We start from the raw sequence: 24,739 nt of genomic DNA, 5'->3' as shown, positions 1-24,739 counted from the left end.
AACCGGGAGAGCTCGTGACGTCAGCCCCTCTCGCCGCTCGACTCAACATCCCCAGCGGACCGCTGTTCTTCCCGGTCACCGCCTACGGCCCCGACGGCTCCGTGGACCTCGACACCTACCGCACGCACGTACGCCGCGGGGTCGAGGCCGGAGCGGCCGCCGTGTTCGCCTGCTGCGGCACCGGCGAGTTCCACGCGCTGACGCCCGAGGAGTTCGACCGGTGCGTCCGGGTGGCCGTCGAGGCGGCCGAGGGGCGCGTGCCGGTCGTCGCGGGCGCCGGGTACGGCACGGCGCTCGCCGTGCGCTACGCCCGCCTCGCCGAGGCGGCCGGGGCGGACGGGCTGCTCGCGATGCCGCCGTACCTCGTCGTCGCCGGGCAGGAGGGGCTGCTGCGGCACTACCGGGAGGTCGCCGCCGCGACCTCCCTGCCCGTGGTCGTCTACCAGCGCGACAACGCGGTCTTCACCCCGGAGACCGTCGTCGGACTCGCCCGCACGGACGGGATCATCGGCCTCAAGGACGGGCTCGGCGACCTCGACCTCATGCAGCGCATCGTCAGCGCCGTACGCTCCGAGGTCCCCGGCGACTTCCTCTACTTCAACGGCCTGCCGACCGCCGAACAGACCCAGCTCGCCTACCGAGCCCTCGGCGTCACGCTCTACTCGTCCGCCGTGTTCTGTTTCGCGCCCGAGATCGCCCTCGCCTTCCACCAGGCGCTCCGCGGCGGCGACGACACCTTGGTGGCGAAGCTGCTGGACGGCTTCTACCGCCCCTTCGTGGAACTGCGCGCTCAGGGCCGCGGCTACGCCGTCGCCCTGGTCAAGGCCGGCGTACGGCTGCGCGGACTGGACGTGGGGGAGGTACGCCCCCCGCTGCACGAGCCGACCGAGGATCATGTCAAGCAGCTCGCCGAAGTGATCGAGCGTGGCTACGCGCTGCTTGAGGAGGCCAAGTGAAGGCGTCGGCATTCGTCTACCCCTGGGACGTCAACGGGGACCCGGAGGCACCCGCGCGGATCGCCGCGCTCGGCGTGGAACAGGTGACGCTCGCCGCCGCCTACCACTCCACGCGCGCGCTCACGCCCCGCCACCCGCGCCACCGCGTCGTCACCGCCGAGCACGCCGCCGTGCTGTACCCGCCGGGCGACCGCTGGGACGGGCGGGAGCTGCGCCCCTACGCGGCTGGTGACTGGGCCCCCGGGGACGCCTTCGGCGAGGCCGCCGCCGCGCTCGCGGACGCCGGCCTGGAGGTGCACACCTGGGTCGTCCTCGCGCACAACTCCCGCCTGGGCGCCGAGCACCCGGACACCTCGGTCGTCAACGCCTACGGCGACCGCTACCCCTGGGCGCCCTGCATCGCGCAGCCCGCCACGCGCGCGTACCTGACCGGCCTGGCGGCGGAGGCGGCCGTACGGCCCGGGGCGCGCGGGACCGAGCTGGAGTCCCTCGGCTGGTACGGCCTGCAGCATCTGCACGCCCACGACAAGACCGGCGGCGTCGGCCTCGGCGACGCCGGGCAGTACCTGATGGCGCTGTGCTTCTGCCCGTCCTGCCGGGAGGGCTACGGCCGGCACGGCCTGGACGCCGACGTGCTGGCCGCCGCCGTACGGACCGCGCTGGAGCCGGTGTGGCAGGGGGTGACACCCTCCGACGGAGGCTGGACGGGCGTCGAGAAGCTCCTCGGCGAGACGCTCGCGAACACCACGCGCGCGTACCGCGACGCGACCGCCCGCACGCTCCAGGAGGAGGCCGTGGCGGCGGTCCGGGCGGCCGCGCCCGACGGCTTCCAGGTCCTGCTGCACGCGGACCCGGTGTCCTACCACGTCGGTGCGAACCCGGGGGTCGACCCGGCGCACATCCTGTCCGTCGCGGACGGGGTGGTCGTTCCCTGCGCGGGCGGCACCGGCACCCTGACGCCGTTCGCCCGGCAGGGCAAGGAGGGCGCCGTCATCGCCGCCAACTTCACCGTAGTCTCCGGGATGGGCGGCAGCCCCGGCACCCTCGCCGCCGACGCGTCCGAGGCACGGCGGCTCGGCGCCACCGAACTGCGGCTGTATCACGCCGGGTTGGCGTCCGACGGCGACCTGGAGACGGTCCGCTCCGTCCTCGCCGGGCGCTGAAACAGCGGCACCGCCGTCACCAGCAGGGCCACGCCCAGGGCCACCAGCACCAGCCGGTGGCTCACCAGCTCGACCAGGGCCGCCCCGGCGGCCAGCCCGGCCACGTTCGGGGCGTAGACCAGCGTGTTGGCGGTGGCGGTGACCCGGCCCAGCAGCGGGCCCGGCGTCTCGCGCTGCACGGACGTCAGCGTGGCGATCAGCACCGCGGGCAACCCCGCTCCGATCGCCGCGCCGCACACCAGCGCCAGCGGGTCGGACGGCACCGCCCGCAGGGCCACCGCGACGGCCAGCAGGGCGATGCCGTACGCCGCGAAGCGCCGCTCGCCCAGGCGGCGCAGGGCGGTGCCGGAGAGCAGGCCGACCGCGACCGACCCGGCGCCCTGCACGGCGTACAGCACACCGGCGTACGCGGGGGAGTGCCCGAGGCCGTCGACGACGGCGTAGACCATCGCCCCGTTCAGGCCGGCGCACAGCATGGTGGCGCCGCCCGCCAGGACCAAGGGGCGCAGCACGGGGTGCGCCCACAGGTGGCGGGCGCCCTCGGCGGTCCGCTGCCGGCGGCTGCCGGTGGGTGGCGCCGGCTTCTCCTCCCGCACCCGGAGTAACGCGTACAGGCCCGTGGCCAGGACGAACGTCGCCGCGTCCAGGAGAGCGACGCTCGCGCCGCCGTACGCCGCGTACAGGCCCGCGCCCGCCAGCGGGGCCAGGAGTTTCATGCCCTCGGCGGCCGTCATGCGCAGACCGTTGAAGTCGCCGAGCAGGGACGGGCCGACGGCGGTCGCGACCAGGGCCGACTCGGCCGCGTCGTGGACGACGCCCGCCGCGCCGTATACGAACAGCACGGCGTACAGCAGCCACAGGCCACCCGGGGAGTCGACGCTCACGAGGGTGAGCAGGAGGGCGCCCAGCAGCAGGTTCACGCCGATCAGCAGCGGTTTGCGGCGGCCCCGGTCGGCGAGGATGCCCAGCAGCGGTCCGGCCAGGGTCGGCAGCCACATGGCGAGCAGGCACAGCGCGGCCAGGCCGTCCGAGCCGGTGAGGTCCTTGACCCACACGCCGGACGCCAGCCACAGCGCCGACGTGCCGAAGCCGGAGACCACCACTCCGGAGAGACAGAGCCCGGCGTCGCGCTCGCGCAGGACACGCACCAGGGGCCAGGTCGTCGTTCTGGTCGTCATGCCTGGTCATCGTGGCTCTAAGGCCCGTGAGCAGGGATCGGGAACGTGCCGTGGAAAACGGGCGGCCGGGCGATGAGTTCCCCGGTCGCTGTCGGTCTACCTCCCAGGAACCACAGCAGGAGGAGCAGCGGATGACCGACACCACCCCGACCCTCGACCTCGGACCGCAGACGGCGCTCCTGGCGCGCCTGGTCGAAGGCGTCACCGACGAGCAACTGGCGGACCCGACGCCCTGTCCCGAGTACGCCGTGCGCAACCTGCTGGGCCACCTGGTCGGGCTGACCCTCGCCTTCCGTGACGCCGGCCGCAAGGACCTCGGCCTCACCACCGACACCAGCCCGAACTCCGCGCGCCCGGACGTCGGGCCCGGCTGGCGCGAGGAGCTGCCCAAGGTCCTCGCCGAACTGGCCGAGGTCTGGCGCGACCCGGCCGCCTGGACCGGCATGACCCGGGCCGGCGGCGTCGGCCTGCCCGGCGAGATCGCGGGGCTCGTCGCCACCGACGAGCTGGTGATCCACGGCTGGGACCTGGCCCGCGCGACCGGCCAGGAGTACGCCCCCGACCCGGCCGCGCTCCGGATCTGCCACGACTTCCTCGCCGCGAGCGTCGACGACCCCAGCCGGGGCGAGATCTTCGGCCCGGTCGTCCCCACAGAGCCCGAGGCGTCCTTGCTGGACCGGGCCGTGGGACTGAGCGGGCGGGATCCGGGGTGGAAGCCCAGGTCGTAGAAAGCGATTGCTGTTTCTTGCGTCAGAAGCATTGACGAAACAAACGCGCCCTCCTACCGTCATCGCGTCGTACTTCGTACGTCATATATGAGACGCGATACGCGAGATCCGATACGCGATCCTTCGGGACGCGAGATCCGAGAGGCGCGCATGACCTCTGTGCCCACGCCGATCCCCTCCCGCACGCAGTACGTGCTGGAGGGGATCAAACACCGCATCCTCACCGGGCAGTTGACGCCGGGCCAGGCGCTGGTCGAGACCGAGCTCGCCGCGCAGTTCGGGGTGTCCAAGACCCCGGTGCGCGAGGCGCTCAAGACCCTCGCCGGGACCGGGCTGGTCGTGATGAGCCAGTACAAGGGCGTCACGGTGCGCATGGTGGACGCGGACATGGCGCGCGAGGTCTACGACGTGCGGCTGCTGCTGGAGCCCGAGGCGCTGCGGCGCACCGTGCGGCGCGGAGCTTCCCTGGACGTCGCCCGGTCTGCGCTGACCAGGGCCGACGTCGCCACCGACACCGCCGAACGCTCCCTGGCCAACCGGGAGTTCCACCGCGCCCTGTACCTGCCGTGCGGCAACCCGCTGCTCGGCCGGATGCTCGACGAGGTCCGCGACCAGGCCGCCCTCGTCTCCGCCGTCGCGTGGGCGGCCTCGCCCTCCTGGGAGCGGGAGGCCGACGAGCACCGCGAGATCCTCCGCCTCGCCCTCGACGGCGACGCCGACGGCGCGGCGCGCGCCCTCCACGCCCACATCGCGTCCTTCGTGGAGCGTGCTTTCCCCCAGGCAGGACTGGAACAGGAAGGTCAGGAATGAGCAGCGTGGCGTTCGAGACCCAGCGGGCGGCCCTGGCCGACGTGGTGGCGATCCCGGTGACGCCGTTCGCCGAGGACGGCTCCGTCGAGCGGGACACCTACCGGGCCCTGCTGCGCCGTCTGCTCGACGGCGGCATCACGACGCTCACCCCGAACGGCAACACCGGCGAGTTCTACGCCCTGACCCCCGAAGAGCGCCGCCTCGTCACCGAGTTGACGATCGACGAGGCCGGGGAGCGGGCCGTCGTCCTGGTCGGCGTCGGACACGACATCCCGACCGCCGCCGCCTCCGCCCGGCACGCCCGTGAGCTCGGCGCCCAGATGGTGATGGTCCACCAGCCCGTCCACCCCTACGTCTCCCAGGCCGGCTGGGTCGACTATCACCGTGCCGTCGCCGAGGCCGTGCCCGAGCTGGGCGTCGTCCCGTACATCCGCAACGCACAGCTCACCGGGGCCCGACTCGCCGAACTCGCCGACGCCTGCCCGAACGTCATCGGCGTGAAGTACGCCGTCCCGGACGCCGCCAGGTTCGCGGCCTTCGCCCGGGACGCCGGGCTGGAACGGTTCGTGTGGGTGGCCGGGCTCGCCGAGCCCTACGCGCCCTCCTACTTCTCCGCGGGCGCCACCGGCTTCACCTCCGGGCTCGTCAACGTCGCCCCGGCCGTCTCCCTGAACATGATCGAGGCGCTGCGCTCCGGCGACTACCCGGCGGCCATGAAGGTCTGGGAGCAGATCCGCCGCTTCGAGGAACTGCGCGCCGCGAACGGCTCCGCCAACAACGTCACCGTCGTCAAGGAGGCCCTCGCCTCCCTCGGGCTGTGCCGCCGCGAGGTCCGCCCGCCGAGCAGGCCGCTGCCCGAGGGCGAGCGAGCCGAGGTCGCCGCCATCGCCGCCGGGTGGTCGATATGAGCACACCGGAAAAGCGTCCGGAGGAGCTGCGCAGCCACCAGTGGTACGGCACCGAAGGGCTGCGTACCTTCAGCCACCGCGCCCGTACCCGCCAGCTCGGCTACCTGCCCGAGGAGCACCTCGGCAAGCCGGTCATCGCGATCCTCAACACCTGGTCGGACATCAACCCCTGCCACGTGCACCTCCGGGACCGCGCCCAGGCGGTCAAGCGCGGTGTCTGGCAGGCGGGCGGTTTCCCGCTGGAGTTCCCGGTCTCGACCCTGAGTGAGACCTTCCAGAAGCCGACCCCCATGCTCTACCGCAACATGCTCGCCATGGAGACGGAGGAGCTGCTGCGGTCGTACCCGGTCGACGGGGCCGTCCTGATGGGCGGCTGCGACAAGTCGACGCCCGCCCTGCTCATGGGCGCGGCGAGCGCGGACCTGCCGGCCGTGTTCGTGCCGGCCGGTCCCATGCTGCCGGGCCACTGGCGCAACGAAGTCCTCGGTTCCGGCACCGACATGTGGAAGTACTGGGACGACAAGCGCGCCGGGGTCATCGGCGACTGCGAGATGCAGGAGCTGGAGAGCGGTCTGGCCCGCTCGCCCGGCCACTGCATGACGATGGGCACGGCCTCCACCCTGACCGCCGCCGCCGAGGCGCTCGGCGTCACGGTCCCGGGCGCCTCCAGCATCCCGGCCGTCGACTCCGGGCACGACCGGATGGCGGCCAGGGCGGGTATGACGATCGTCGAACTGGTCCACAAGGACCGGAAGCTGAGCGACATCCTCACCGCCGACGCCTTCCACGACGCCGTGACGACCGTGCTCGGCCTCGGCGGCTCCACCAACGCCGTGATCCACCTGATCGCCATGGCCGGCCGCGCGGGCGTCAAGCTCACCCTCGACGACTTCGACCGCATCGCCCGCACGGTCCCGGTGCTGGCCAACGTACGGCCCGGCGGACAGACGTACCTGATGGAGGACTTCCACTTCGCGGGCGGCCTGCCCGGGTTCCTCTCCCGGATCACGGACCTGCTGCACCTGGACCGGCCGACCGTCTCGTACGACACGCTGCGCGAGCAGCTCGCCGGCGCGCAGGTGCACAACGACGACGTCATCCGGACCCGGGACAACCCGGTCGCCGCCGAGGGCGGGGTCGCCGTGCTGCGCGGCAACCTCTGCCCGGACGGCGCCGTCATCAAGCACATCTCCGCCGAGCCGCACCTGCTCAAGCACACCGGCCCCGCCGTCGTCTTCGACGACTACAGGACCATGCAGCGCACCATCAACGACCCGTCGCTCGGCATCACCCCCGACCACGTCCTCGTGCTGCGGGGCGCCGGTCCCAAGGGCGGCCCGGGCATGCCCGAGTACGGGATGCTGCCCCTGCCCGACTACCTGCTCAAGCAGGGCGTGCGGGACATGGTCCGCATCTCCGACGCCCGGATGAGCGGCACGAGTTACGGCGCCTGTGTGCTGCACGTCGCACCGGAGTCGTACGTGGGCGGACCGCTCGCCCTCGTCCGCACCGGTGATTCCATCACCCTCGACGTCGAGGCCCGCACCCTCCATCTCCATGTGGACGACGAGGAGCTTCAGCGGCGCAGGGCGGACTGGACGCCGCCGCCCACCCGGTACGAGCGCGGCTACGGCGCGCTCTACAACGAGCAGATCACGCAGGCCGACACCGGCTGCGACTTCGAGTTCCTGGCCCGCTCGGGCAAGGTGCAGGACCCGTACGCGGGCTGAACCGCCGCACCACCCAGGTACCTCAGCACGACCCGGCACGACCCTGCACAGGAAGAAAGCGCTTCCCGCGCACGCACCGCAGCACGACGTACCACGACGTACTGAGAAACGGAGAACAGTCATGGCCCAAGCCGCAGCCGTGGCGAAACCGCCCGCGCCACCCCGGCGGCGCCGTGCCTCCGCCACCCCGCGCAGGCTCCCCTACCTGCTGATCACACCGGCCGCCCTGCTCATGCTGGGCTTCATCGCCTACCCGGTCATCAGCGTCTTCTACTACAGCCTGCAGAACTACAACCCCACCAAGCCGTGGCGGAACGGATACGCCGGCTTCGACAACTTCGTCCACGCCTTCACCGAGGACCCGGTCTTCTGGGACAGCCTCGTCTTCAGCGCCAAGTGGGTCTTCGTCGAGGTCGGCCTCCAGCTGCTGTTCGGTCTCGCGCTGGCCCTCATCGTCAACCAGACCTTCGTGGGCCGGGGACTGGGACGCGCGATGGTCTTCTCCCCGTGGGCCGTCTCCGGCGTGCTGACCTCCGCGATCTGGGTGCTGCTCTACAACTCCCAGACGGGCATCACCCGTTACCTCGCGGACATCGGCATCGGCTCCTACGGCACCAGCTGGCTGTCGGACACCTCCACCGTGTTCCCGGCGGCGATCGTCGCCGACCTCTGGCGCGGCGTGCCCTTCTTCGCGATCCTCATCCTCGCCGACCTCCAGTCCGTCTCGAAGGACCTCTACGAGGCCGCCGAGGTCGACGGGGCCAGCCGGATCAAGCAGTTCTGGCACATCACCCTGCCCCACCTGAAGGACGCCATCATCCTGTCCACGCTGCTGCGCGCGGTCTGGGAGTTCAACAACGTCGACCTGCTCTACACGCTGACCGGCGGCGGCCCGGCGGGGGAGACCACGACCCTCCCGCTCTACATCGCCAACACCTCGGTCGACGCCCACAACTTCGGCTACGCGTCCGCCCTGACCACGGTCGCGTTCGTGATCCTGCTCTTCTGCTCGTTGGTCTATCTGCGGCTGAGCAAGTTCGGAGGCGAGAGCAAGTGAGCGTCAAGGAAGCCACCAAGGCGGCGCCCGCCCCGGCGCCCACGGCCCCCGAACCGCCGCGTCCCGCCCAGGGCAGGCGCGCCTGGGACGAGGCGCCCCGCTGGCAGATCTACCTGCCCCTGGGGATCTACCTGGTCTTCACCCTCATCCCCTTCTACTGGATCCTGCTGTTCGCCCTGCGCCCGGCCGGCTCGACCTCGCTGGTGCCCTGGCCGATCACCTTCGACCACTTCGAGAAGGTGTGGACGGAGCGCAGCTTCGGCACCTACTTCGCCAACAGCGTGCTCGTCGGTGTCGCCACCCTGGTCATGACGACCCTCGTCGCCCTGGCCGGCGGCTACGCCCTCGCCCGGTTCGACTTCAAGATCAAGCGGGCGTTCATGCTGGCCCTGCTGTGCTCCCAGTTCGTGCCGGGCGCGCTGCTGCTGGTCCCGCTGTTCGAGATCTTCGCCGAACTCCAGATGATCAACAGTCTCGGCAGTGTCATCCTCGCCGAGACGGTCTTCCAGCTGCCGCTGTCGATGATCCTGATCAGCAACTTCATCAAGAACGTGCCGTACTCCCTGGAGGAGGCGGCGTGGGTGGACGGCTGCAACCGCATGACGGCCTTCCGGATCGTCGTGCTGCCGCTGCTGCGGCCGGGCCTGATCGCCGTCGGCTCCTTCGCCTTCGTGCACTCCTGGAACCACTTCCTGTTCGCCCTGATGTTCCTCAACAACCAGGACAAGCAGACCATCCCGGTCGGCCTGAACACTTTGATGAGCGCGGACAGCGTCGACCTCGGCGCCCTCGCCGCGGGCGGCATCATCGCGGCCGTGCCGGTCGTGCTCGTGTTCGCCTTCATCCAGAAGTGGCTGATCACCGGGTTCAGCGCGGGGGCGGTGAAGGGATGAGGCTGCGTCAACTCGCCGTTGCCGCAGGACTGTTGGGCGTGCTCTGCGTCCCCGCTCACGCCGAGGCACGGGACATCGGCCGCGAGACCCTGCCCGCCGGCGACGGCTGGGCCTCCGAGGGAGAGGGCACCACCGGAGGCGCGGCCGCCGACGCCGAGCACGTCCACACCGTCACCGACCGGGCCGGACTGGTCCGCGCCCTCGACGGCGGCAGCGACACCCCGAAGATCATCAGGATCGCCGGGACGATCGACGCCAACACCGACGACGACGGCGACCGTCTGGACTGCTCCGACTACGCCACCGGCGGCTACAGCCTGAAGAGGTACCTCGCCGCCTACGACCCCCGCACCTGGGGCGCCGCCAAGCCCAGCGGCCCGCAGGAGGAGGCCCGCCAGGCCTCCGCCGCCCGGCAGGCCGAGCGGGTCGTGCTGCCCGTCGGCTCCAACACCACGATCGTCGGGCTCGGCGACTCGGCCGTCCTGAAGGGCGCGAGCCTCCAGGTGCGGAACGCGGACAACGTGATCATCCGCAACCTCGACATCCGCGACGCCTACGACTGCTTCCCCGTCTGGCAGCCCAACACCGGCGGCCTCGGCGACTGGAAGACGGCGTACGACACGATCTGGCTGGCCGGCGCCACCCATGTGTGGGTCGACCACGTGACGTTGAGCGACAAGGGACACCCGGACGCCGAGGAGCCCACCTACTTCGCCCGCAACTACCTGCGCCACGACGGACTGCTGGACATCACGAACGGCTCGGACCTGGTGACCGTCTCCTGGAGCCGGTTCGCCGACCACGACAAGGCGATGCTCATCGGCAACGGCGACACCGCCACCGGCGACCGCGGAAAGCTCCGGGTCACCCTCCACCACAACGAGTTCGAGTCGGTCGTCCAGCGCGCCCCGCGCGTGCGCTTCGGCCAGGTGCACCTCTACAACAACCGCTACGAGATCACCGGCGACGACTACCGCTACTCCCTCGGCGTCTCCACCGAGTCGAAGATCTACGCCGAAAACAACGCCTTCCACACCCCCGGCCATGTGGAGGTCGCCGACCTGGTCAAGAGCTGGAACGGCAGCGCCCTGCACCAGAGCGGCACGCTCTTCAACGGCTTTCCGGTCGACCTGCTCATGATCTACAACGCCTACAACTCGGCCAGTGAGCGCGACCTGACCGGCGACGTCGGCTGGACGCCCACCCTGCACGGGCGGATCGACAGCGCCGCCGCGGCCGACCGGGCGGTGGCCCGCGGCGCGGGGGCGGGGAGGATCCCATGACCGGTCGCATGATCGACTCCATGACCACACCTCTGCCTGTCGTCCTCGCCGGCGCCCGGGGCCACGGCCGCTGGCACGTCGAGAACATCCGCCGTCTCCAGCAGCAGGGCCTCGTCCGGTTGGCCGGCGTCTGCGAACTGACGCCGCTGACCGAGGCGGAGCTCGACGGCCTGGGCACGCCCGAGCAGTCCGCCGACTTCGGCACGCTGCTGGACTCCACCGGCGCCCGGATCGCCGTGATCTGCACACCGATCCCCACCCACACCGACCTCGCGCTCACAGCGGCCGAGCGGGGCGTGCACCTCCTGCTGGAGAAGCCGCCCGCCCCCTCGTACGCGGAGTTCCGCCGCATGGCCGACGGGGTCGCGGCGGCCGGTGTCGTCTGCCAGATCGGCTTCCAGTCGCTGGGCTCGCACGCCGTGCCCGCCATCCGCGAGCTGGTCGCCGAGGGGGCGATCGGCCGGCTGGTCGGACTCGGCGGGGCCGGAGCCTGGGTGCGGGACGAGGACTACTTCCGGCGGGCGCCCTGGGCGGGCAAGCGGCGGCTGAACGGCGTCGAGGTGATCGACGGGGCGCTGACCAACCCGCTCGCCCACGCCGTCGCCACCGCCCTCGCCCTCGGCGGCAGCACCCGCGCCGAGGACGTCACCGGCATCGAGACCGAACTGCTGCGCGCCAACGCCATCGAGTCCGACGACACCTCCTGCGTCCGGATCGGCACCGCCCAGGGCCACCCGGTGACCGTCGCCGCGACCCTGTGCGCCGAGCGGGCGGACGAACCGTACGTCCTCGTGCACGGCAGCACCGGCCGGATCACCTTCTGGTACAAGCAGGACCGCGTGCTGCTCCAGCGCGCGGGCCACGGCCCCGAGGAGTTCGAGCACGGCCGCACCGACCTGCTGGAGAACCTCGTCGCACACCTCACCACCGGCGCCGGCCTGCTGGTCCCGCCGGACGAGACCGGCGCCTTCATGAAGGTCGTGGAGGCCATCCGCACGGCCCCCGACCCGGCACCGCTGCCGGAGTCGGCCTGGCACCGCGTCCCCGGCCAGAACCGCCGGGTGGTGCCCGGCATCGACGGGCTCGTCGCGGCCGCCGCCGACACCCTCTCCCTCTACTCCGAGCTCGGCGCCCCCTGGGCGCTGACCGCGGAGCACCCGTCGAAAGAGGTGAGCACCAGATGACCAGCAGCAACGACACAGCGGTCCTGCGCGTCGCGGGACGGCCGGTCGGCCGGTACGTCACCCGGCCCGAGCTGCCGGCCCGGCTCTCCCCGCGCCCGTATCTGCACCCCGTCACCACCCTGGCCGGCACGGCGGTCACCGAACTGACCCCCGCCGACCACGCACACCACCTCGGCGTCGGTGTCGCCGTTCCCGACGTCGAGGGGTTCAACTTCTGGGGCGGGCGCACCTACGTCCGCGACCAGGGCCCGACCGAGCTGGACAACCACGGCGCCCAGCGGCACGTCGCCTTCCAGCTGCGCGATCCGGACGGCTTCGTGGAGGAGCTGCGCTGGGTCGCCGCGGGCGGTGAGCTGCTGCGCGAGCGCCGTACGGTCGCGGCCACCGAACTCACCGACCAGGCCTGGGCGCTGGACCTCACCTTCTCCCTCACCAACGTCACCCGGGACCCGCTGTCGATCGGCAGCCCCGCGACCAACGGGCGACCGGGCGCGGCCTACGGCGGTTTCTTCTGGCGGGCCCGCAAGGAGTCCTCCGCGCCGGAGGTCTTCTCGGCCGGGGCCGAGGGCGAGGAGCAGGTCCACGGCCGCCCCGCCGACTGGCTCGCCCTGAGGGGCGGCACCTGGACGCTGGTCTTCGCCGGCGCCACCGAACAGACCCGCCGCGACCCGTGGTTCGTACGCACCGAGGAGTACCCGGGCGTCGGCTCCTCCCTGGCGTACGGCGAGCGGCTGCCGGTCCCCCCGGGCGAGACCGTCGTCCGCCGGGTGGTCACCGTCGTCGCCGACGGCCGCCTCGACCGGGACGCCGCGGCGGCCCTCGTCCGCAAGGCGGTGAGCCCGTGACCACCGAGACCTACCGCAACCCGATCCTCGACGCCGACTGGTCCGACCCGGACGTCGTCCGTGTCGGCGACGACTTCTACCTGACGGCCTCCAGCTTCGGCCGCGCCCCCGGACTTCCCTTACTCCACTCCCGCGACCTGGTGAACTGGACGCTGGTCGGCCACGCGCTCGAACGCCTGGAACCGGCGGAGGAGTTCGCCAGGCCCCGCCACGACTGCGGCGTCTGGGCCCCGTCCCTCAGGTACCACGACGAACGCTTCTGGATCTTCTGGGGCGACCCCGACCAGGGCATCTTCCAGGTCAACGCCCCCGAGATCAGGGGCCCTTGGACCCGCCCGCACCTGCTGAAGGCCGGCAAGGGCCTGATCGACCCGTGCCCCCTGTGGGACGACGAGACCGGCGAGGCCTATCTGGTCCACGCCTGGGCCAAGTCCCGCTCGGGCATCAAGAACCGCCTCACCGGGCACCGCATGCACCCCGACGGCACCGAACTCCTCGACGAGGGCAAGGTGATCGTCGACGCCGACCGCATACCCGGCTGGTTCACCCTCGAAGGACCCAAGCTCTACCGGCACGACGGCTGGTTCTGGATCCTCGCCCCCGCCGGGGGCGTGGAGACCGGCTGGCAGGGCGCCTTCCGCTCGCGCGGCTTCTTCGGGCCGTACGAGGAGCGGATCGTCCTGGAGCAGAAGGACACCGACGTCAACGGCCCCCATCAGGGCGGCTGGGTGCGCACCGCGTCCGGCGAGGACTGGTTCCTGCACTTCCAGCAGCGCGGCGCCTACGGCCGGGTCGTGCACCTCCAGCCGATGCGCTGGGGTGGGGACGGCTGGCCGGTGCTCGGCGAGAACGGTGCCCCCGTCGCCGTGCACAAGAAGCCCGGCCTGCCGCCGCAGCCGCCCGCCGCGCCCGCCACCGACGACGACTTCCCCGGCGGGCGGTACGGCCGCCAGTGGCAGTGGACCGCCAACCCGGGCGACGGCTGGGCCACCCAGCACTCCGGGGACGGACTCCGGCTGACCTGCGTCCGCTCGGCCGACGCGCACGACCTGCGCAAGCTGCCGAACGTGCTCACCCAGCGGCTGCCCGGCACGCCCTGCACGGTCGAGGTGGAGCTGCGGCTCGACAGCGACGAGCCCGGGGCCCGGGCCGGTCTCGCGGTCCTCGGGGACGCGTTCGGCTGGATCGGCCTCCAGCGGGGCGCGGACGGTACCGCGCACCTCGTGCACCGGTTCGCCGAGGCGGTCGCGGACGCCGAGCGCGACGCCGCCCACCCGCGGCTCGCGCCCGGGGACCGGGCCCGGCTGCGGATCGACATCGGCGCGGGCGCCCGCTGCCGCTTCTCGGCCGACGTCGGCGACGGCTTCCGGCCGTCGGGCCCGGTCTTCGCCGCCACCCCGTGGCGCTGGGTGGGCGCCCTGCTCGGCCTCGTCGCCCTCGCGCCCGCCGGCCAGGGACACGCCGGCGCGGGCACCTTCACCCAGTTCCGGATCAGCGCCTCGTAACACACCTGAAGTCGTACGCCTGTTGGGAGCCGCAATGACGCACTTCCGTAGCAAGCGCCTGTCGAGACCGGGGCACGGCAAGGTCGTGGCCGCCGTGTTCGGCCTCGTCGCCGCGCTGAGCCTCGGCATCCTCGGGGACGCACAGGCGGCCCCGCAATCCCGGGCCGTGCCCGCCGCGGACCGCTGGACCGACCGGCCGCACGGCTTCGCCTCCCTCGCCGGCGGCACCACCGGCGGGGCGGGAGGCAAGGTCGTCACCGTCACCGACCAGGCCGCGCTCGCGAAGTACGCGGCGGCCGAGGAACCGTACGTCATCCGCGTCAAGGGCTCCCTGGACATGGACCCCTTCGGCACGGAGATACCCGTCGCCTCCGACAAGACCATCATCGGCGTGAGCGACACCGCCGAGATCGTGCACGGCGGTTTCACCCTCGACCCCGGCACGCACAACGTGATCATCCGCAACCTCACCATCCGCGACACGGCCATCGAGGGCAACTGGGACTGCAAGGACACCGACTACGACGGCATCCGCCTCGACACCGCCCACCATGTGTGGATCGACCACATCCGCTTCTCGCGGATCTGCGACGGCCAGCTCGACGTCCGCAAGGACAGCGAGTACGTGACCGTCTCCTACAACCAGTTCACGAACAACAACAAGACCTTCGGCATCGGCTGGACCCCGAACGTCAGGACGCAGATCACCGTCGACCACAACTGGTTCACGGGCACCAAGCAGCGCAACCCCTCCGCCGACAACGTCGCCTACGCCCACCTCTACAACAACTACCTGTCCGCGCAACTGTCCGACGGTGACCCCGTGTGGACGTACGGCAACTGGTCACGCGGCAAGACCAGGATGGTCATCGAGAACAGCTTCTACGACGGCGTCCAGCACCCCTACCAGGCCGACGCCACCGCCGAGCTGGTGCAGCGCGGGTCGATCCTGCGGAACACCACCGGCCGGCACGACGCGTGGGGCACGGCGTTCGACCCGCGCGAGTTCTACGACTACCGGCTCGACCCGGCCGCCGCCGTGCCCGCGCTGGTGAAGCGGTTCTCCGGACCGCAGAAGCGGATCGGCGGCCCGGTCGTGCTCCACGTCCCGGGCGACTACCCCACCGTGCAGTCCGCCGTGGACGCCGTGCCCGACGGCAACGACACCCCGCTGACGATCGCCGTCGCGCCGGGCACCTACCGCGAGAAGGTGTTCGTCCCGGCGACCAAGCCGAAGATCCTGCTCCGGGGGACTGGACACGACCGCTCCGACACCGTCATCGTCTACGACACGCCCGCCGAGTACGGCGGTTCGACGGGCAGCGCCACCGTGCGGATCGCCGCGAACGACGTCACCGCACGCAACCTCACCTTCAGTAACGACTTCGACGAGGCCGCGGTCGAGCTGAAGGGCGAGCAGGCCCTCGCCATGAAGACGACCGGCGACCGGCTCGTCTTCGAGGACACCGCCTTCCTGGGCAACCAGGACACCCTGATGACCGACAGCCCCAAGCTGACCACCCTCAGCCGGGTCTACGTCCGCGACTCCTACATCGAGGGCGACGTGGACTTCATCTACGGCCGGGCCACGACGGTGATCGAACGGTCGGTCATCCGGGCGCTGAGCCGAGGCTCGGACACGAACAACGGCTACATCACGGCGGCTTCGACCTGGAAGGGAAACCCGTACGGGTTCCTTATCACCCGGTCGAAGATCGTCAGCGATGCCCCCGCCGGGACCTTCCACCTGGGCCGGCCCTGGCACCCGGGCGGCGAGCCCGACGCGATCGCGCAGGTGCTGATCCGGGACACCGAGCTGCCGGCCGCGATCAAGTCCTCGCCGTGGACCGACATGGGCGGGTTCTCGTGGAAGGACGCGCGGTTCGCCGAGTACCGCAACTTCGGCCCGGGCGCGACGGTCACCGCCGACCGTCCGCAGCTGAGCGACCAGGAGGCGCGGCCGCACACCGTGGCCGCCTACCTCAGGGGCACGGACGACTGGGCACCCCACGCCCGCCACTGACCCCCCCACACCTTCAAGTTCCGCTGGATCCAGAAGAAGAGAGCCGACCAATGAAGATCAGCAATCGCAGAAGCAGGCGCGCCACCACGGCCGTCGCCCTGGGGGCCGTACTCGCGCTGACCGTCACCGCCTGCGGCGACGACGGCAGCGGGGCGGGCGGCGACAAGGGCGCCGACGGCAGCGGCAAGGGCGAGATCGTCTTCTGGGACAACAACGGCGGTGTCCGTACCGAGGCCTGGAAGGAGATCATCGCCGACTTCGAGAAGGCGAACCCCGACATCAAGGTCGAGTACGTGGGGATCGCCTCCACCGAGTACCAGTCCAAGGTCGACACCGCCCTCCAGGGCGGCGGTCTGCCGGACGTCGGCGGTGTCGGCGCGGCGATGCTCGCGGGGTTCGCCGCACAGGGCGCGCTGGAACCGCTGGACGAGCGGCTCGCCGAGTCCTCGCTCGACGGCAAGCTCAACAAGGACATGGTCGAGTCGCTGAAGGCGGCCGGCGGTGGCGACGACAAGCTGTACTCGATCCCGACCTCCGCGAACAACGGTGTCCTGTACTACCGTACCGACCTGTTCAAGAAGGCGGGGCTCCAGGAGCCGACGACGTGGGACCGGTTCTTCGAGGCCGCGAACAAGCTCACGAACAAGGGCAAGAACGAGTTCGGTTACACCATCCGCGGTGGCGCGGGTTCCATCGCGCAGGCGCTGGACGCCATGTACGGGCAGTCCGGTATCACCTCGTTCTGGGACTCCAGTGGTGAGAAGACCACGGTCAACGACCCGAAGAACGTGGCGGCGCTGGAGAAGTACGCGGCGCTGTACAAGAAGGTCACCCCCGCGGCCGACCTCAACAACGACTTCACCAAGATGGTCGCGCAGTGGGACTCCGGCACGATCGGGATGCTGAACCACAACCTCGGGTCGTACCAGGACCATGTGAAGGCGCTCGGGGTCGACAAGTTCCGGGGCATTCCGCAGCCGACCGGGCCCGGCGGTAAGCGGGTTCAGGTCTCCAACCCTGTGGACGGGCTGGGGCTGTTCAAGAGCGGCAAGAACAAGGACGCGGCCTGGAAGTTCATCGAGTTCGCCACGTCCAAGGCGGAGAACTCGAAGTTCAACGAGTCGGCGGGGCAGGTGCCGTCGAACACGGACGCGGCGAAGGACGCGTGGATTTCGAAGTCCGAGCCCACGAAGCTGGCCGCTGACGCGTTGTCGGACGGGTCGACGACGATTGTGCAGCTGCCGTACTACCTGCCGGACTGGAACACGATTTCCAAGGCCGACAATGAGCCGAACTTCCAGAAGGTGCTGCTCGGGAAGATGAGTGCGAAGGAGTTCCTGGACACGTTGGCTGAGCAGCTGAACGCGGCTCAGGAGGAGTGGGAGCAGCAGAAGGGTTGATTCTTGCTGGGTTTCACCGTGGGGCGGCCTGTTGTGTGCAGGGTGCAGGCCGCCCTTGGTTTGCCGCGCAGTTCCCCGCGCCCTTGGGCGCATGTCCCCGCCGTCTTGTTGAAAGGAACTCCGCGTGTCTCTTAGTCGTAGACAAGTGGCTGTGGCGGGAATCGCCGCCGTGCCTCTCGCCCTGTCCGTCGCAGGTACCGCGCAAGCCGGCGGTCACCGTCATCGCACCCTCTACATCGCCGGTGACTCCACCGCCGCCCAGAAGTATGCGAATGCCGCGCCCGAGACCGGGTGGGGTATGGCACTTCCGTTCTTTCTCCGTGAGGGGATGCCGGTCGCCAATCACGCGGTGAACGGGCGGAGTTCGAAGAGCTTCGTCGATGAAGGACGGCTGGAGGTGATTCTGTCCGCGATCCGGCCCGGCGATTTCCTCCTCATTCAGTTCGGTCACAACGACCAGAAGGCGGAGGACCCCACTCGCTACACCGAGCCCTGGACGACGTACCAGGACCATCTGCGGATGTACGTCGAGGGGGCCCGGGCCCGTGGGGCGCGGCCCGTGCTCGCGACCTCCGTGGAGCGGCGGAAGTTCGACGCCGGCGGGAAGGCCGTGACGACGCACGGCGAGTACCCGGCGGCCATGCGGGCGCTCGCCGCCGAGGAGCGGGTGGCGTTGCTCGACATCCAGGCGCTGTCGCTCGCCCTGTGGCAGGAGCTCGGAGTCGAGGAGACGAAGAAGTACTTCAACTGGACCGCCACCGAGCAGGACAACACGCACTTCAATCCGCCGGGCGCCATCGCCGTGGCCCGGCTCGTGGCGAGGGAGCTGCTCCGGGCCCGGGTGCTCGGGCCGCGCGATGTGCGCCGGCTGGACGAGCCGATTCCCGAGTCCTGGATCACCTGGCCGGAGACCGCCGCCTGACACCCCCGACGTAGCAGGAAGAGAGCCGCACCATGAACGTTCCGAAGTGTCATGATCATGCCAGAATTAGGGTCGCCGCGGTGGTCGGTTGTGCCGCGCTCGTGCTGTCCCTGAGCGGTACCACCGCGCAGGCCGGGCCTCGGGACGTGGCCCGCCAAACGCTCGGGGCCGACGACGGGTGGGGTGCGTACGGCACCGGTACCACGGGTGGTGCCGCGGCCGATGCCGCGCACGTCCACACCGTCACCACCTGGGAGCAGTTCAAGGCCGCCCTGAAAGAGGGCGGATCCGCACCGAAGATCATCAAGGTCAAGGGGATGATCGACGCCGTCTCCCAGGGCTGTGAGGCGTTCGAGGCCGAGGGGTACGACTTCCAGAAGTACCTCGCCGCCTACGACCCCGCCGTCTGGGGACACGACAAGCCGGTCAGCGGTGAGCAGGAGGACCTGCGGGCCGCGTCCGCCGCCCAGCAGGACAAAACCATCAAGGCGGTCGTCCCCGCCAACACCACCATCATCGGCGTGGGCAAGAACTCCGGGATCCTCGGCGGCAGCCTCCAGATCAAGGGCGTCGACAACGTCATCGTCCGGAACCTGACCATCGAGGCGCCGGTCGACTGCTTCCCGCAGTGGGACCCGACCGACGACAACAAGACCGGCGCCTGGAACAGTGAGTACGACGCAGTGGTGGTCTACGGCTCCACGCACGTGTGGGTCGACCACAACACCCTGACCGACGGCCGCTACCCCGACAGCTCCCTGCCGTCCTACTTCGGCAAGACCCACCAGCAGCACGACGGGCTGCTCGACGTCGTGCGCGGCTCCAACCACGTGACCGTGTCCTGGAACTCGTTCAAGGACCACGACAAGACCATGCTGATCGGCAACAGCGACAGCGCCACCGCCGACGACACGGGCAAGCTGAAGGTCACGCTCCACCACAACCGCTTCGAGGGCATCGTCGAGCGGGCACCGCGGGTGCGGTTCGGGCAGGTCGACTCGTACAACAACCACTTCGTGGTCACCAAGGGCCAGAAGTGGGGCTACGTCTACGGCATCGGCAAGGAGTCCCGGCTCGTCGCCGAGCACAACGCCTTCACGCTGGCACAGGGCGTCAGCCCGGCGAAGATCCTCAAGAAGTGGAACGAGGCGCCGGTCACCGCGGGCGGCAACCACGTCAACGGCAAGGCCGTCGACCTGATCGCCGTGCACAACGCGGAGATCCCCGGGGAGACGCTCCAGTCGGGCGCCGGCTGGACACCGACGCTGCGGGCCGGCGTCGACCCGGCGCAGGCGGTCCCGGGCATCGTCGGTGCCCGCGCGGGCGCCGGCCGCGTGTGCTGACCTGACCGCCCCGTGAACCGGCCGGGGCGGCCCGCATCGCACCCCCGCCCCGGGGTGCGCCCGCCCCGGCCCTTTCCCCGCTCACACCAGCCGCCCCGCGAAGGAGCAGCCGTATGCTCTCGCAGCCCCCTCTCTCCCTCTCCCGCCGGACGTTCCTCGCCGCGAGTGCCGCGGCGGGTGCCGTCACCGGCCTCTCCGCCGGCCCCGCGCGGGCCGCCGGCACCCGGCCGCGCCCGTTCGGCCGGTACGGCTCGCCGGCCGCCCGCCTGACGCCCAGGACCCTGTACGTCCACCCGGGCGGTGCCGGTGACTTCACCTCCGTCCGGGACGCCGTGGCCGCCGCGAACGGTCCCGGACACACGCTCGTCATCGCCCCGGGCGTCTACCGGCAGACCGTCGCCGTCGATCCCGGGCGTACGGAGATGACCTGGATCGGGGCGAGCGAGAACCCCCGTGACGCCGTGATCGTGTACGACAACGCGGCCGGGACGCCCAAGCCCGGCGGCGGCACCTACGGCACCACCGGCTCCGCCACAACCACCGTCCGGGCCGACGGCTTCACCGCCCACCGGATCACCTTCGCCAACGACTTCCTGCGCGCCGACCACCCCGACATCACCGGCACCCAGGCCGTCGCCATCAAGGTGCAGGGCGACCGCTCGGCCTTCCACCACTGCCGCTTCCTCGGCCACCAGGACACCCTGTACGCCGACTCCAACTCCGCGAGCCTCTTCGCCCGCCAGTTCTTCTCGCACTGCTACGTCGAGGGTGACGTCGACTTCGTCTTCGGCCGGGCCACGGCCGTCTTCGAGCACTGCCACTTCCGCACCCTGAACCGCACCGACGCGTCCGGCGCCCCGTACGGCTTCGTCTTCGCCCCCTCCACGGAGCGCGCCAACCCGCACGGCTACCTCGTGACGCGCGGCCACGTCAGCAGCGAGGCCCCGGACGGCTACTACAAGCTGGCCCGCCCCTGGGTGCCCACCTCCAGCACCACCGTCCGCCCGATGCTCACGGTGCGCAACACCCGGCTGGGCCCGGGCATCGACGCGCTCGCGCCCTACGCCACCATGCGGGACGCCCACCCCTGGCAGGACCAGCGCTTCGCCGAGTACCGCAACACCGGCCCGGGCGCCGTCGTCACCGTCCCGGAGAACCGGCCCCAGCTCACCGACGAGCAGGCAGAGTCGGCGACCCGTGCCGCCTGGCTCGGCGACTGGCGGCCACGGGAGGCGTGCTGAGATGCGCCGACGCACCCTCCTGGTCGCCGGAGCCGCCGGCGGCCTGACCGCCGCCGGCCCCCGGCCCGCCTCCGCCGCGCCCCGCCACCGCGTCCTGCACGTCCGCCCCGGCGGCTCGATCCAGGCGGCCGTGGACGCGGTGACCGGCCCCGGCCGGACGGTCGTCGTGCACCCGGGCACGTACCGCGAGGTCGTCAACATCCCCGCGGACAAGGCGGAGTTGACCCTGCGCGGGGCGACCCGCGAACCGCGTGACGTCGTCATCGTGTACGACCACGCCAACGGCACCCAGAAGCCCGACGGTTCGGGAACGTACGGCACGGCGGGCTCCGCCACCTTCACCTCGGCGGCCCCCGGACTGATCGTCCGCGACCTCACCCTCGCCAACGACTGGCTGCGCGCCGACCACCCCGAGATCACCGGCACCCAGGCGGTGGCCGCGTATGTGACGGGGGACCGGTCGTCCTTCGACAACGTCCGCTTCCTGGGCCACCAGGACACCCTCTTCGCCGACACCAGCGCGCTGGACGCCTTCGACCGGCAGTACTTCCGGCGCTGCTACATCGAGGGCGACGTCGACTTCGTCTTCGGGCGGGCCACGGCCGTCTTCGAGCAGTGCCACTTCCACACACTGCAACGGGACGTGAGCTTCACTCCCAAGGGCATGGTCTTCGCCCCGTCCACGGCCCGTGCGAACCCGCACGGCATCCTCGCCGTCCGCTGCCGTATCACCTCGGGAGCGGAGGCCGGCGCGTACAAGCTGGCCCGGCCCTGGGTGCCGACGTACGAGACCACGGCCTGGCCGTCGCTGGTGGTGCGGGAGACCCGGATCGGGCCGGGCATCGACGCGGTGGCCCCGTACACCAACATGCGCGAGGCCTTTCCCTGGCAGTCGATGAGGTTCGCCGAGTACCGGAACTCGGGGCCCGGGGCGGCGATTCACGTACTGGAGAACCGGCCGCAACTCACCCGCGTCCAGGCACGGTCGCACACCAGGGAGACGTACCTCGGCGACTGGCGGCCCTATGCGTAGGGCCGCGGTTCTCCTCCTCGGTCTCTGCCTGCTCTGGCCGGCCTCGCCGGCCTCGCCGGCCTCCGCCGCCGAACGCGCCCCCGTCGGCTGGGCCTCCACCGGCTCCGGAACCACCGGCGGGGCGGGCGGTACGACCTGGACGGTGGACACCCGCGCCGAGCTCAAGCAGGCCCTGGCGAACGACGGAGCCCCCACCGCGCCCAAGGTCATCCGGGTCGCCGGTGACATCTCCGGGCACGAGGCGGACGACGGTTCCCTGCTCGGCGAGCAGGACTACGCGCCCGGATACGACCTGGGCAAGTACATGTCCTGCTTCGGCGAGGGCGGCGCCGTCTGGTCCGACACCCGCTACGACTACTGCAAGCAGCAACGGCAGCTGCGCCAGACCGGGTCGAACAAGGAGAAGGCGCAGATCCAGCTCACCGTGCCGAGCAACACGACCCTCGTCGGCGTCGGCCGCGACGCCCGGCTGCTCGGGGTGTTCCTGACGGTCAACACCGGCAGCAACATCATCGTGCGGAACCTGCACCTGGAGGCGCCCGTCGACCACTTCACCACCTGGTCCCCGGGCGACGGCACACGGGGCAGCTGGGACGCCCGCTTCGACGCGCTGACCGTGATCACCGGCAAGCACATCTGGATCGACCACTGCACTTTCACCGACGGCCGGTTCCCCGACCGCCGGGCACCCCTCGGCTTCCACGGCGAGCGGGTGCAACGGCACGACGGACTGCTGGACATCGAGGACGGCTCCGACTTCGTCACCGTCTCCGACAGCCGGTTCACCGGCCACGACAAGGCGATCCTCATCGGATCGGGGGACGGGCGCGGCGACCGGGACCGCGGGCATCTCAAGGTGACCTTCGTCCGCAACCTGTTCACCGACATCGTGCAGCGCGCCCCCCGGGTCCGCTTCGGGCAGGTGCACGTCGTCAACAACGTGTACCGGGGCCGGGCGGCCGCCACCCGCTACGCCCTGGGCGTCGGCGTGGAGTCAGCGATCTTCTCCGAGCGCAACGTCCTCACGTTCCCGAAGGGATCCCCGGCCCTCGCGGTCGCGGACTACGGCGGCGAGCGCTTCCAGGACACCGGCTCCTGGTTCAACGGCCGCCCCGCCCGCCTGAACGCGGTCGCGAGCGGCCTCGGTCTCGCCGACGAGGCCGGCTGGGATCCCGCCGACGTCTACGCCTACCGGCCCCTCACGTCCCGGTCGGCGGTCGAGCGCCACGTCCTCGGTCATTCCGGCACCGGGAGGTCGTATGGACAGCCGTGACCCCCTGGGCCGCCGGACGTTCGTCGCGGGGGCCGCGACGGCGGCACTCCTCGGGGGCGGTGGCGCCGCAACCGCACGGGCCGGCGAGCTGGTGGGCGGCAACCTGCCCGACTTCCACCCGGCCCTGAAGGAAGGGCTGCGCTTCCCCCTGGCCTGGGGCACCTCGCCGATCCGCGACTTCAGGGCCTGGCGGCGCACCGCCCGGGCCGTGGTCGAGGAACACCTCCTCGTGGACCGGCAGCACGGGACGCCGTACGCCCCCCACTTCACCGCCGGCCCCCAAGGGGACGGATACACACGTGAGTTGGTGACCTTGTCACTGACGGGACACGAACGCGTCCGCGGCGCCCTGCTCACCCCGCACGGCACCGGCCCCTTCCCGGCCGTTCTCCTCCTCCACGACCACGGGGCCAGGTTCGACATCGGGAAGGAGAAACTGGTCCGCCCCTGGTACGACGACACACGCCTCGCCTCCGCGCAGGCCTGGGCGGACAAGTACTTCAGCGGCCGGTTCGTCGGCGACGAACTGGCCCGGCGCGGCTATGTCGTGCTGTGCCTGGACGCCCTCGGCTGGGGTGACCGGGGCCCGCTCGCCTACGACCAACAGCAGGCCCTCGCCTCCAACTTCTACCACCTCGGCTCCTCACTCGCCGGACTCATGGCACGCGAGGACGCCCGCGCCGCCGGGTTCCTGGCCGGCCTCGACCGCGTGGACGCCCGCCGGGTCGCGGCCGTCGGGTTCTCCATGGGCGCCTACCGGGCCTGGCAGACCGCCGCGCTCAGCGACGACGTCGCCGCTGCCGCGAGCGTGTGCTGGATGACCGGCCTGAAGGAAATGATGGTGCCCGGCAACAACACGCTGCGCGGGCAGTCGTCGTACTACATGCTCCACCCGGGCCTGCCCCGGTTCCTCGACTTCCCCGACGTGGCGGGCATCGCCGCACCCAGGCCGATGCTCTTCTTCAGCGGCGCGCTGGACACCCTCTTCCCCGCCGACGGCGTACGGGTGGCCCACGACAAGCTGCGCGCCGTCTGGCGTTCGCGCCACGCCGAGGAGCGGTTGCACCTCAAGACCTGGCCCGACCTCGGCCACGTCTTCGTCGACCGCATGCAGGACGAGGTCTTCACATGGCTCGACTCCGTCCTGTGAACCCCGCTCGATCCCCGGCTCCACCCCCCCCCACTGGTTCCACCAGTGAACAACGCCGACGACGGCACGCTCGGACAGCAGGTCACCGACCTGCTGGACGTCGACGGCTACGCC

21 protein-coding genes are annotated in these 24,739 nt (G+C 71.2%); 20 read left to right on the top strand and 1 reads right to left on the bottom strand.

Going from position 1 to position 24,739, the window contains the following annotated elements; all coding sequences use genetic code 11:
- Positions 1-14: 14 nt before the first annotated feature.
- Both HDA41_RS09305 and HDA41_RS09300 read left to right on the top strand, forming a co-directional pair.
- A complete protein-coding gene (locus HDA41_RS09305; RefSeq protein WP_184982426.1) occupies positions 15-956 on the top strand; it encodes a 5-dehydro-4-deoxyglucarate dehydratase in 942 nt (313 codons plus the stop codon).
- On the top strand, positions 953-2,119 hold the full coding sequence (locus HDA41_RS09300; RefSeq protein WP_184982425.1) for a hypothetical protein: 1,167 nt from the start codon (positions 953-955) through the stop codon (positions 2,117-2,119). Before HDA41_RS09305 ends, HDA41_RS09300 begins: the two co-directional genes overlap by 4 nt.
- Here HDA41_RS09300 and HDA41_RS09295 read toward each other — a convergent pair.
- A complete protein-coding gene (locus HDA41_RS09295) occupies positions 2,056-3,297 on the bottom strand; it encodes an MFS transporter (protein ID WP_184982424.1) in 1,242 nt (413 codons plus the stop codon). The two genes, HDA41_RS09300 and HDA41_RS09295, sit on opposite strands and share 64 nt — an antisense overlap.
- Positions 3,298-3,428: 131 nt before the next feature.
- On the opposite strand from HDA41_RS09295, the gene HDA41_RS09290 reads away from it, so the two are divergent.
- From HDA41_RS09290 to HDA41_RS09205, 18 genes are all read left to right on the top strand, one after another.
- Positions 3,429-4,025 (top strand): TIGR03086 family metal-binding protein, encoded by a 597-nt coding sequence (locus HDA41_RS09290; protein ID WP_184982423.1) that lies wholly within the window; start codon positions 3,429-3,431, stop codon positions 4,023-4,025.
- A 150-nt stretch (positions 4,026-4,175) separates the two neighbouring features.
- Positions 4,176-4,835, top strand: a complete 660-nt coding sequence (locus tag HDA41_RS09285; RefSeq protein WP_184982422.1) for a GntR family transcriptional regulator — start codon at positions 4,176-4,178, stop codon at positions 4,833-4,835.
- Positions 4,832-5,743 (top strand): dihydrodipicolinate synthase family protein, encoded by a 912-nt coding sequence (locus HDA41_RS09280; RefSeq protein WP_184982421.1) that lies wholly within the window; start codon positions 4,832-4,834, stop codon positions 5,741-5,743. The genes HDA41_RS09285 and HDA41_RS09280 overlap by 4 nt, the downstream gene beginning before the upstream one ends.
- Positions 5,740-7,473, top strand: coding sequence for an L-arabinonate dehydratase (gene araD, locus HDA41_RS09275; protein ID WP_184982420.1), 1,734 nt, complete (start codon positions 5,740-5,742; stop codon positions 7,471-7,473). Before HDA41_RS09280 ends, araD begins: the two co-directional genes overlap by 4 nt.
- Positions 7,474-7,594: 121 nt before the next feature.
- Positions 7,595-8,530 carry a carbohydrate ABC transporter permease gene (locus HDA41_RS09270; protein ID WP_184982418.1) on the top strand — a complete coding sequence of 312 codons (936 nt, stop codon included), beginning with the start codon at positions 7,595-7,597 and terminating at the stop codon, positions 8,528-8,530.
- Positions 8,527-9,423 carry a carbohydrate ABC transporter permease gene (locus HDA41_RS09265; protein WP_184982416.1) on the top strand — a complete coding sequence of 299 codons (897 nt, stop codon included), beginning with the start codon at positions 8,527-8,529 and terminating at the stop codon, positions 9,421-9,423. Before HDA41_RS09270 ends, HDA41_RS09265 begins: the two co-directional genes overlap by 4 nt.
- A complete protein-coding gene (locus tag HDA41_RS09260) occupies positions 9,420-10,706 on the top strand; it encodes a pectate lyase family protein (protein WP_184982414.1) in 1,287 nt (428 codons plus the stop codon). The genes HDA41_RS09265 and HDA41_RS09260 overlap by 4 nt, the downstream gene beginning before the upstream one ends.
- Positions 10,703-11,890, top strand: coding sequence for a Gfo/Idh/MocA family protein (locus HDA41_RS09255; protein WP_184982412.1), 1,188 nt, complete (start codon positions 10,703-10,705; stop codon positions 11,888-11,890). Before HDA41_RS09260 ends, HDA41_RS09255 begins: the two co-directional genes overlap by 4 nt.
- Positions 11,887-12,735 carry a DUF6807 domain-containing protein gene (locus HDA41_RS09250; RefSeq protein WP_184982410.1) on the top strand — a complete coding sequence of 283 codons (849 nt, stop codon included), beginning with the start codon at positions 11,887-11,889 and terminating at the stop codon, positions 12,733-12,735. The genes HDA41_RS09255 and HDA41_RS09250 overlap by 4 nt, the downstream gene beginning before the upstream one ends.
- Positions 12,732-14,240: a glycoside hydrolase family 43 protein gene (locus HDA41_RS09245; protein ID WP_184982408.1), complete on the top strand. Its 1,509-nt coding sequence runs from the start codon at positions 12,732-12,734 to the stop codon at positions 14,238-14,240. The genes HDA41_RS09250 and HDA41_RS09245 overlap by 4 nt, the downstream gene beginning before the upstream one ends.
- 34 nt (positions 14,241-14,274) lie before the next feature.
- Positions 14,275-16,263, top strand: coding sequence for a pectinesterase family protein (locus tag HDA41_RS09240; protein ID WP_184982406.1), 1,989 nt, complete (start codon positions 14,275-14,277; stop codon positions 16,261-16,263).
- Positions 16,264-16,313: 50 nt separating this feature from the next.
- Positions 16,314-17,663, top strand: coding sequence for an ABC transporter substrate-binding protein (locus HDA41_RS09235; protein ID WP_184982404.1), 1,350 nt, complete (start codon positions 16,314-16,316; stop codon positions 17,661-17,663).
- A gap of 124 nt (positions 17,664-17,787) precedes the next feature.
- On the top strand, positions 17,788-18,585 hold the full coding sequence (locus HDA41_RS09230; RefSeq protein WP_184982402.1) for a rhamnogalacturonan acetylesterase: 798 nt from the start codon (positions 17,788-17,790) through the stop codon (positions 18,583-18,585).
- 32 nt (positions 18,586-18,617) lie between these two features.
- Positions 18,618-19,928, top strand: a complete 1,311-nt coding sequence (locus tag HDA41_RS09225) for a pectate lyase family protein (protein WP_184982400.1) — start codon at positions 18,618-18,620, stop codon at positions 19,926-19,928.
- 113 nt (positions 19,929-20,041) lie between these two features.
- On the top strand, positions 20,042-21,169 hold the full coding sequence (locus HDA41_RS09220; RefSeq protein WP_184982398.1) for a pectinesterase family protein: 1,128 nt from the start codon (positions 20,042-20,044) through the stop codon (positions 21,167-21,169).
- A gap of 1 nt (position 21,170) precedes the next feature.
- Complete coding sequence (locus tag HDA41_RS09215) at positions 21,171-22,202, top strand: pectinesterase family protein (protein WP_184982396.1); 1,032 nt, start codon at positions 21,171-21,173, stop codon at positions 22,200-22,202.
- Positions 22,195-23,475 carry a pectate lyase family protein gene (locus HDA41_RS09210; RefSeq protein ID WP_184982394.1) on the top strand — a complete coding sequence of 427 codons (1,281 nt, stop codon included), beginning with the start codon at positions 22,195-22,197 and terminating at the stop codon, positions 23,473-23,475. Before HDA41_RS09215 ends, HDA41_RS09210 begins: the two co-directional genes overlap by 8 nt.
- Positions 23,462-24,625 carry a dienelactone hydrolase family protein gene (locus HDA41_RS09205; RefSeq protein ID WP_184982392.1) on the top strand — a complete coding sequence of 388 codons (1,164 nt, stop codon included), beginning with the start codon at positions 23,462-23,464 and terminating at the stop codon, positions 24,623-24,625. Before HDA41_RS09210 ends, HDA41_RS09205 begins: the two co-directional genes overlap by 14 nt.
- The last annotated feature ends 114 nt before the right edge of the window (positions 24,626-24,739 follow it).

This window comes from Streptomyces caelestis, assembly GCF_014205255.1.
GTDB lineage: Bacteria > Actinomycetota > Actinomycetes > Streptomycetales > Streptomycetaceae > Streptomyces > Streptomyces caelestis.
This window is presented reverse-complemented; position numbering and strand designations above follow the sequence as displayed.

Coding starts and splice junctions, on each gene's coding strand:
- HDA41_RS09295 (WP_184982424.1), bottom strand. CDS start 3,297: ATGACGACCAGAACGACGACCTGGCCCCTGGTGCGTGTCCTGCGCGAG.
- HDA41_RS09290 (WP_184982423.1), top strand. CDS start 3,429: ATGACCGACACCACCCCGACCCTCGACCTCGGACCGCAGACGGCGCTC.
- HDA41_RS09285 (WP_184982422.1), top strand. CDS start 4,176: ATGACCTCTGTGCCCACGCCGATCCCCTCCCGCACGCAGTACGTGCTG.
- HDA41_RS09280 (WP_184982421.1), top strand. CDS start 4,832: ATGAGCAGCGTGGCGTTCGAGACCCAGCGGGCGGCCCTGGCCGACGTG.
- araD (WP_184982420.1), top strand. CDS start 5,740: ATGAGCACACCGGAAAAGCGTCCGGAGGAGCTGCGCAGCCACCAGTGG.
- HDA41_RS09270 (WP_184982418.1), top strand. CDS start 7,595: ATGGCCCAAGCCGCAGCCGTGGCGAAACCGCCCGCGCCACCCCGGCGG.
- HDA41_RS09260 (WP_184982414.1), top strand. CDS start 9,420: ATGAGGCTGCGTCAACTCGCCGTTGCCGCAGGACTGTTGGGCGTGCTC.
- HDA41_RS09255 (WP_184982412.1), top strand. CDS start 10,703: ATGACCGGTCGCATGATCGACTCCATGACCACACCTCTGCCTGTCGTC.
- HDA41_RS09250 (WP_184982410.1), top strand. CDS start 11,887: ATGACCAGCAGCAACGACACAGCGGTCCTGCGCGTCGCGGGACGGCCG.
- HDA41_RS09240 (WP_184982406.1), top strand. CDS start 14,275: ATGACGCACTTCCGTAGCAAGCGCCTGTCGAGACCGGGGCACGGCAAG.
- HDA41_RS09235 (WP_184982404.1), top strand. CDS start 16,314: ATGAAGATCAGCAATCGCAGAAGCAGGCGCGCCACCACGGCCGTCGCC.
- HDA41_RS09225 (WP_184982400.1), top strand. CDS start 18,618: ATGAACGTTCCGAAGTGTCATGATCATGCCAGAATTAGGGTCGCCGCG.
- HDA41_RS09220 (WP_184982398.1), top strand. CDS start 20,042: ATGCTCTCGCAGCCCCCTCTCTCCCTCTCCCGCCGGACGTTCCTCGCC.
- HDA41_RS09215 (WP_184982396.1), top strand. CDS start 21,171: ATGCGCCGACGCACCCTCCTGGTCGCCGGAGCCGCCGGCGGCCTGACC.
- HDA41_RS09210 (WP_184982394.1), top strand. CDS start 22,195: ATGCGTAGGGCCGCGGTTCTCCTCCTCGGTCTCTGCCTGCTCTGGCCG.
- HDA41_RS09205 (WP_184982392.1), top strand. CDS start 23,462: ATGGACAGCCGTGACCCCCTGGGCCGCCGGACGTTCGTCGCGGGGGCC.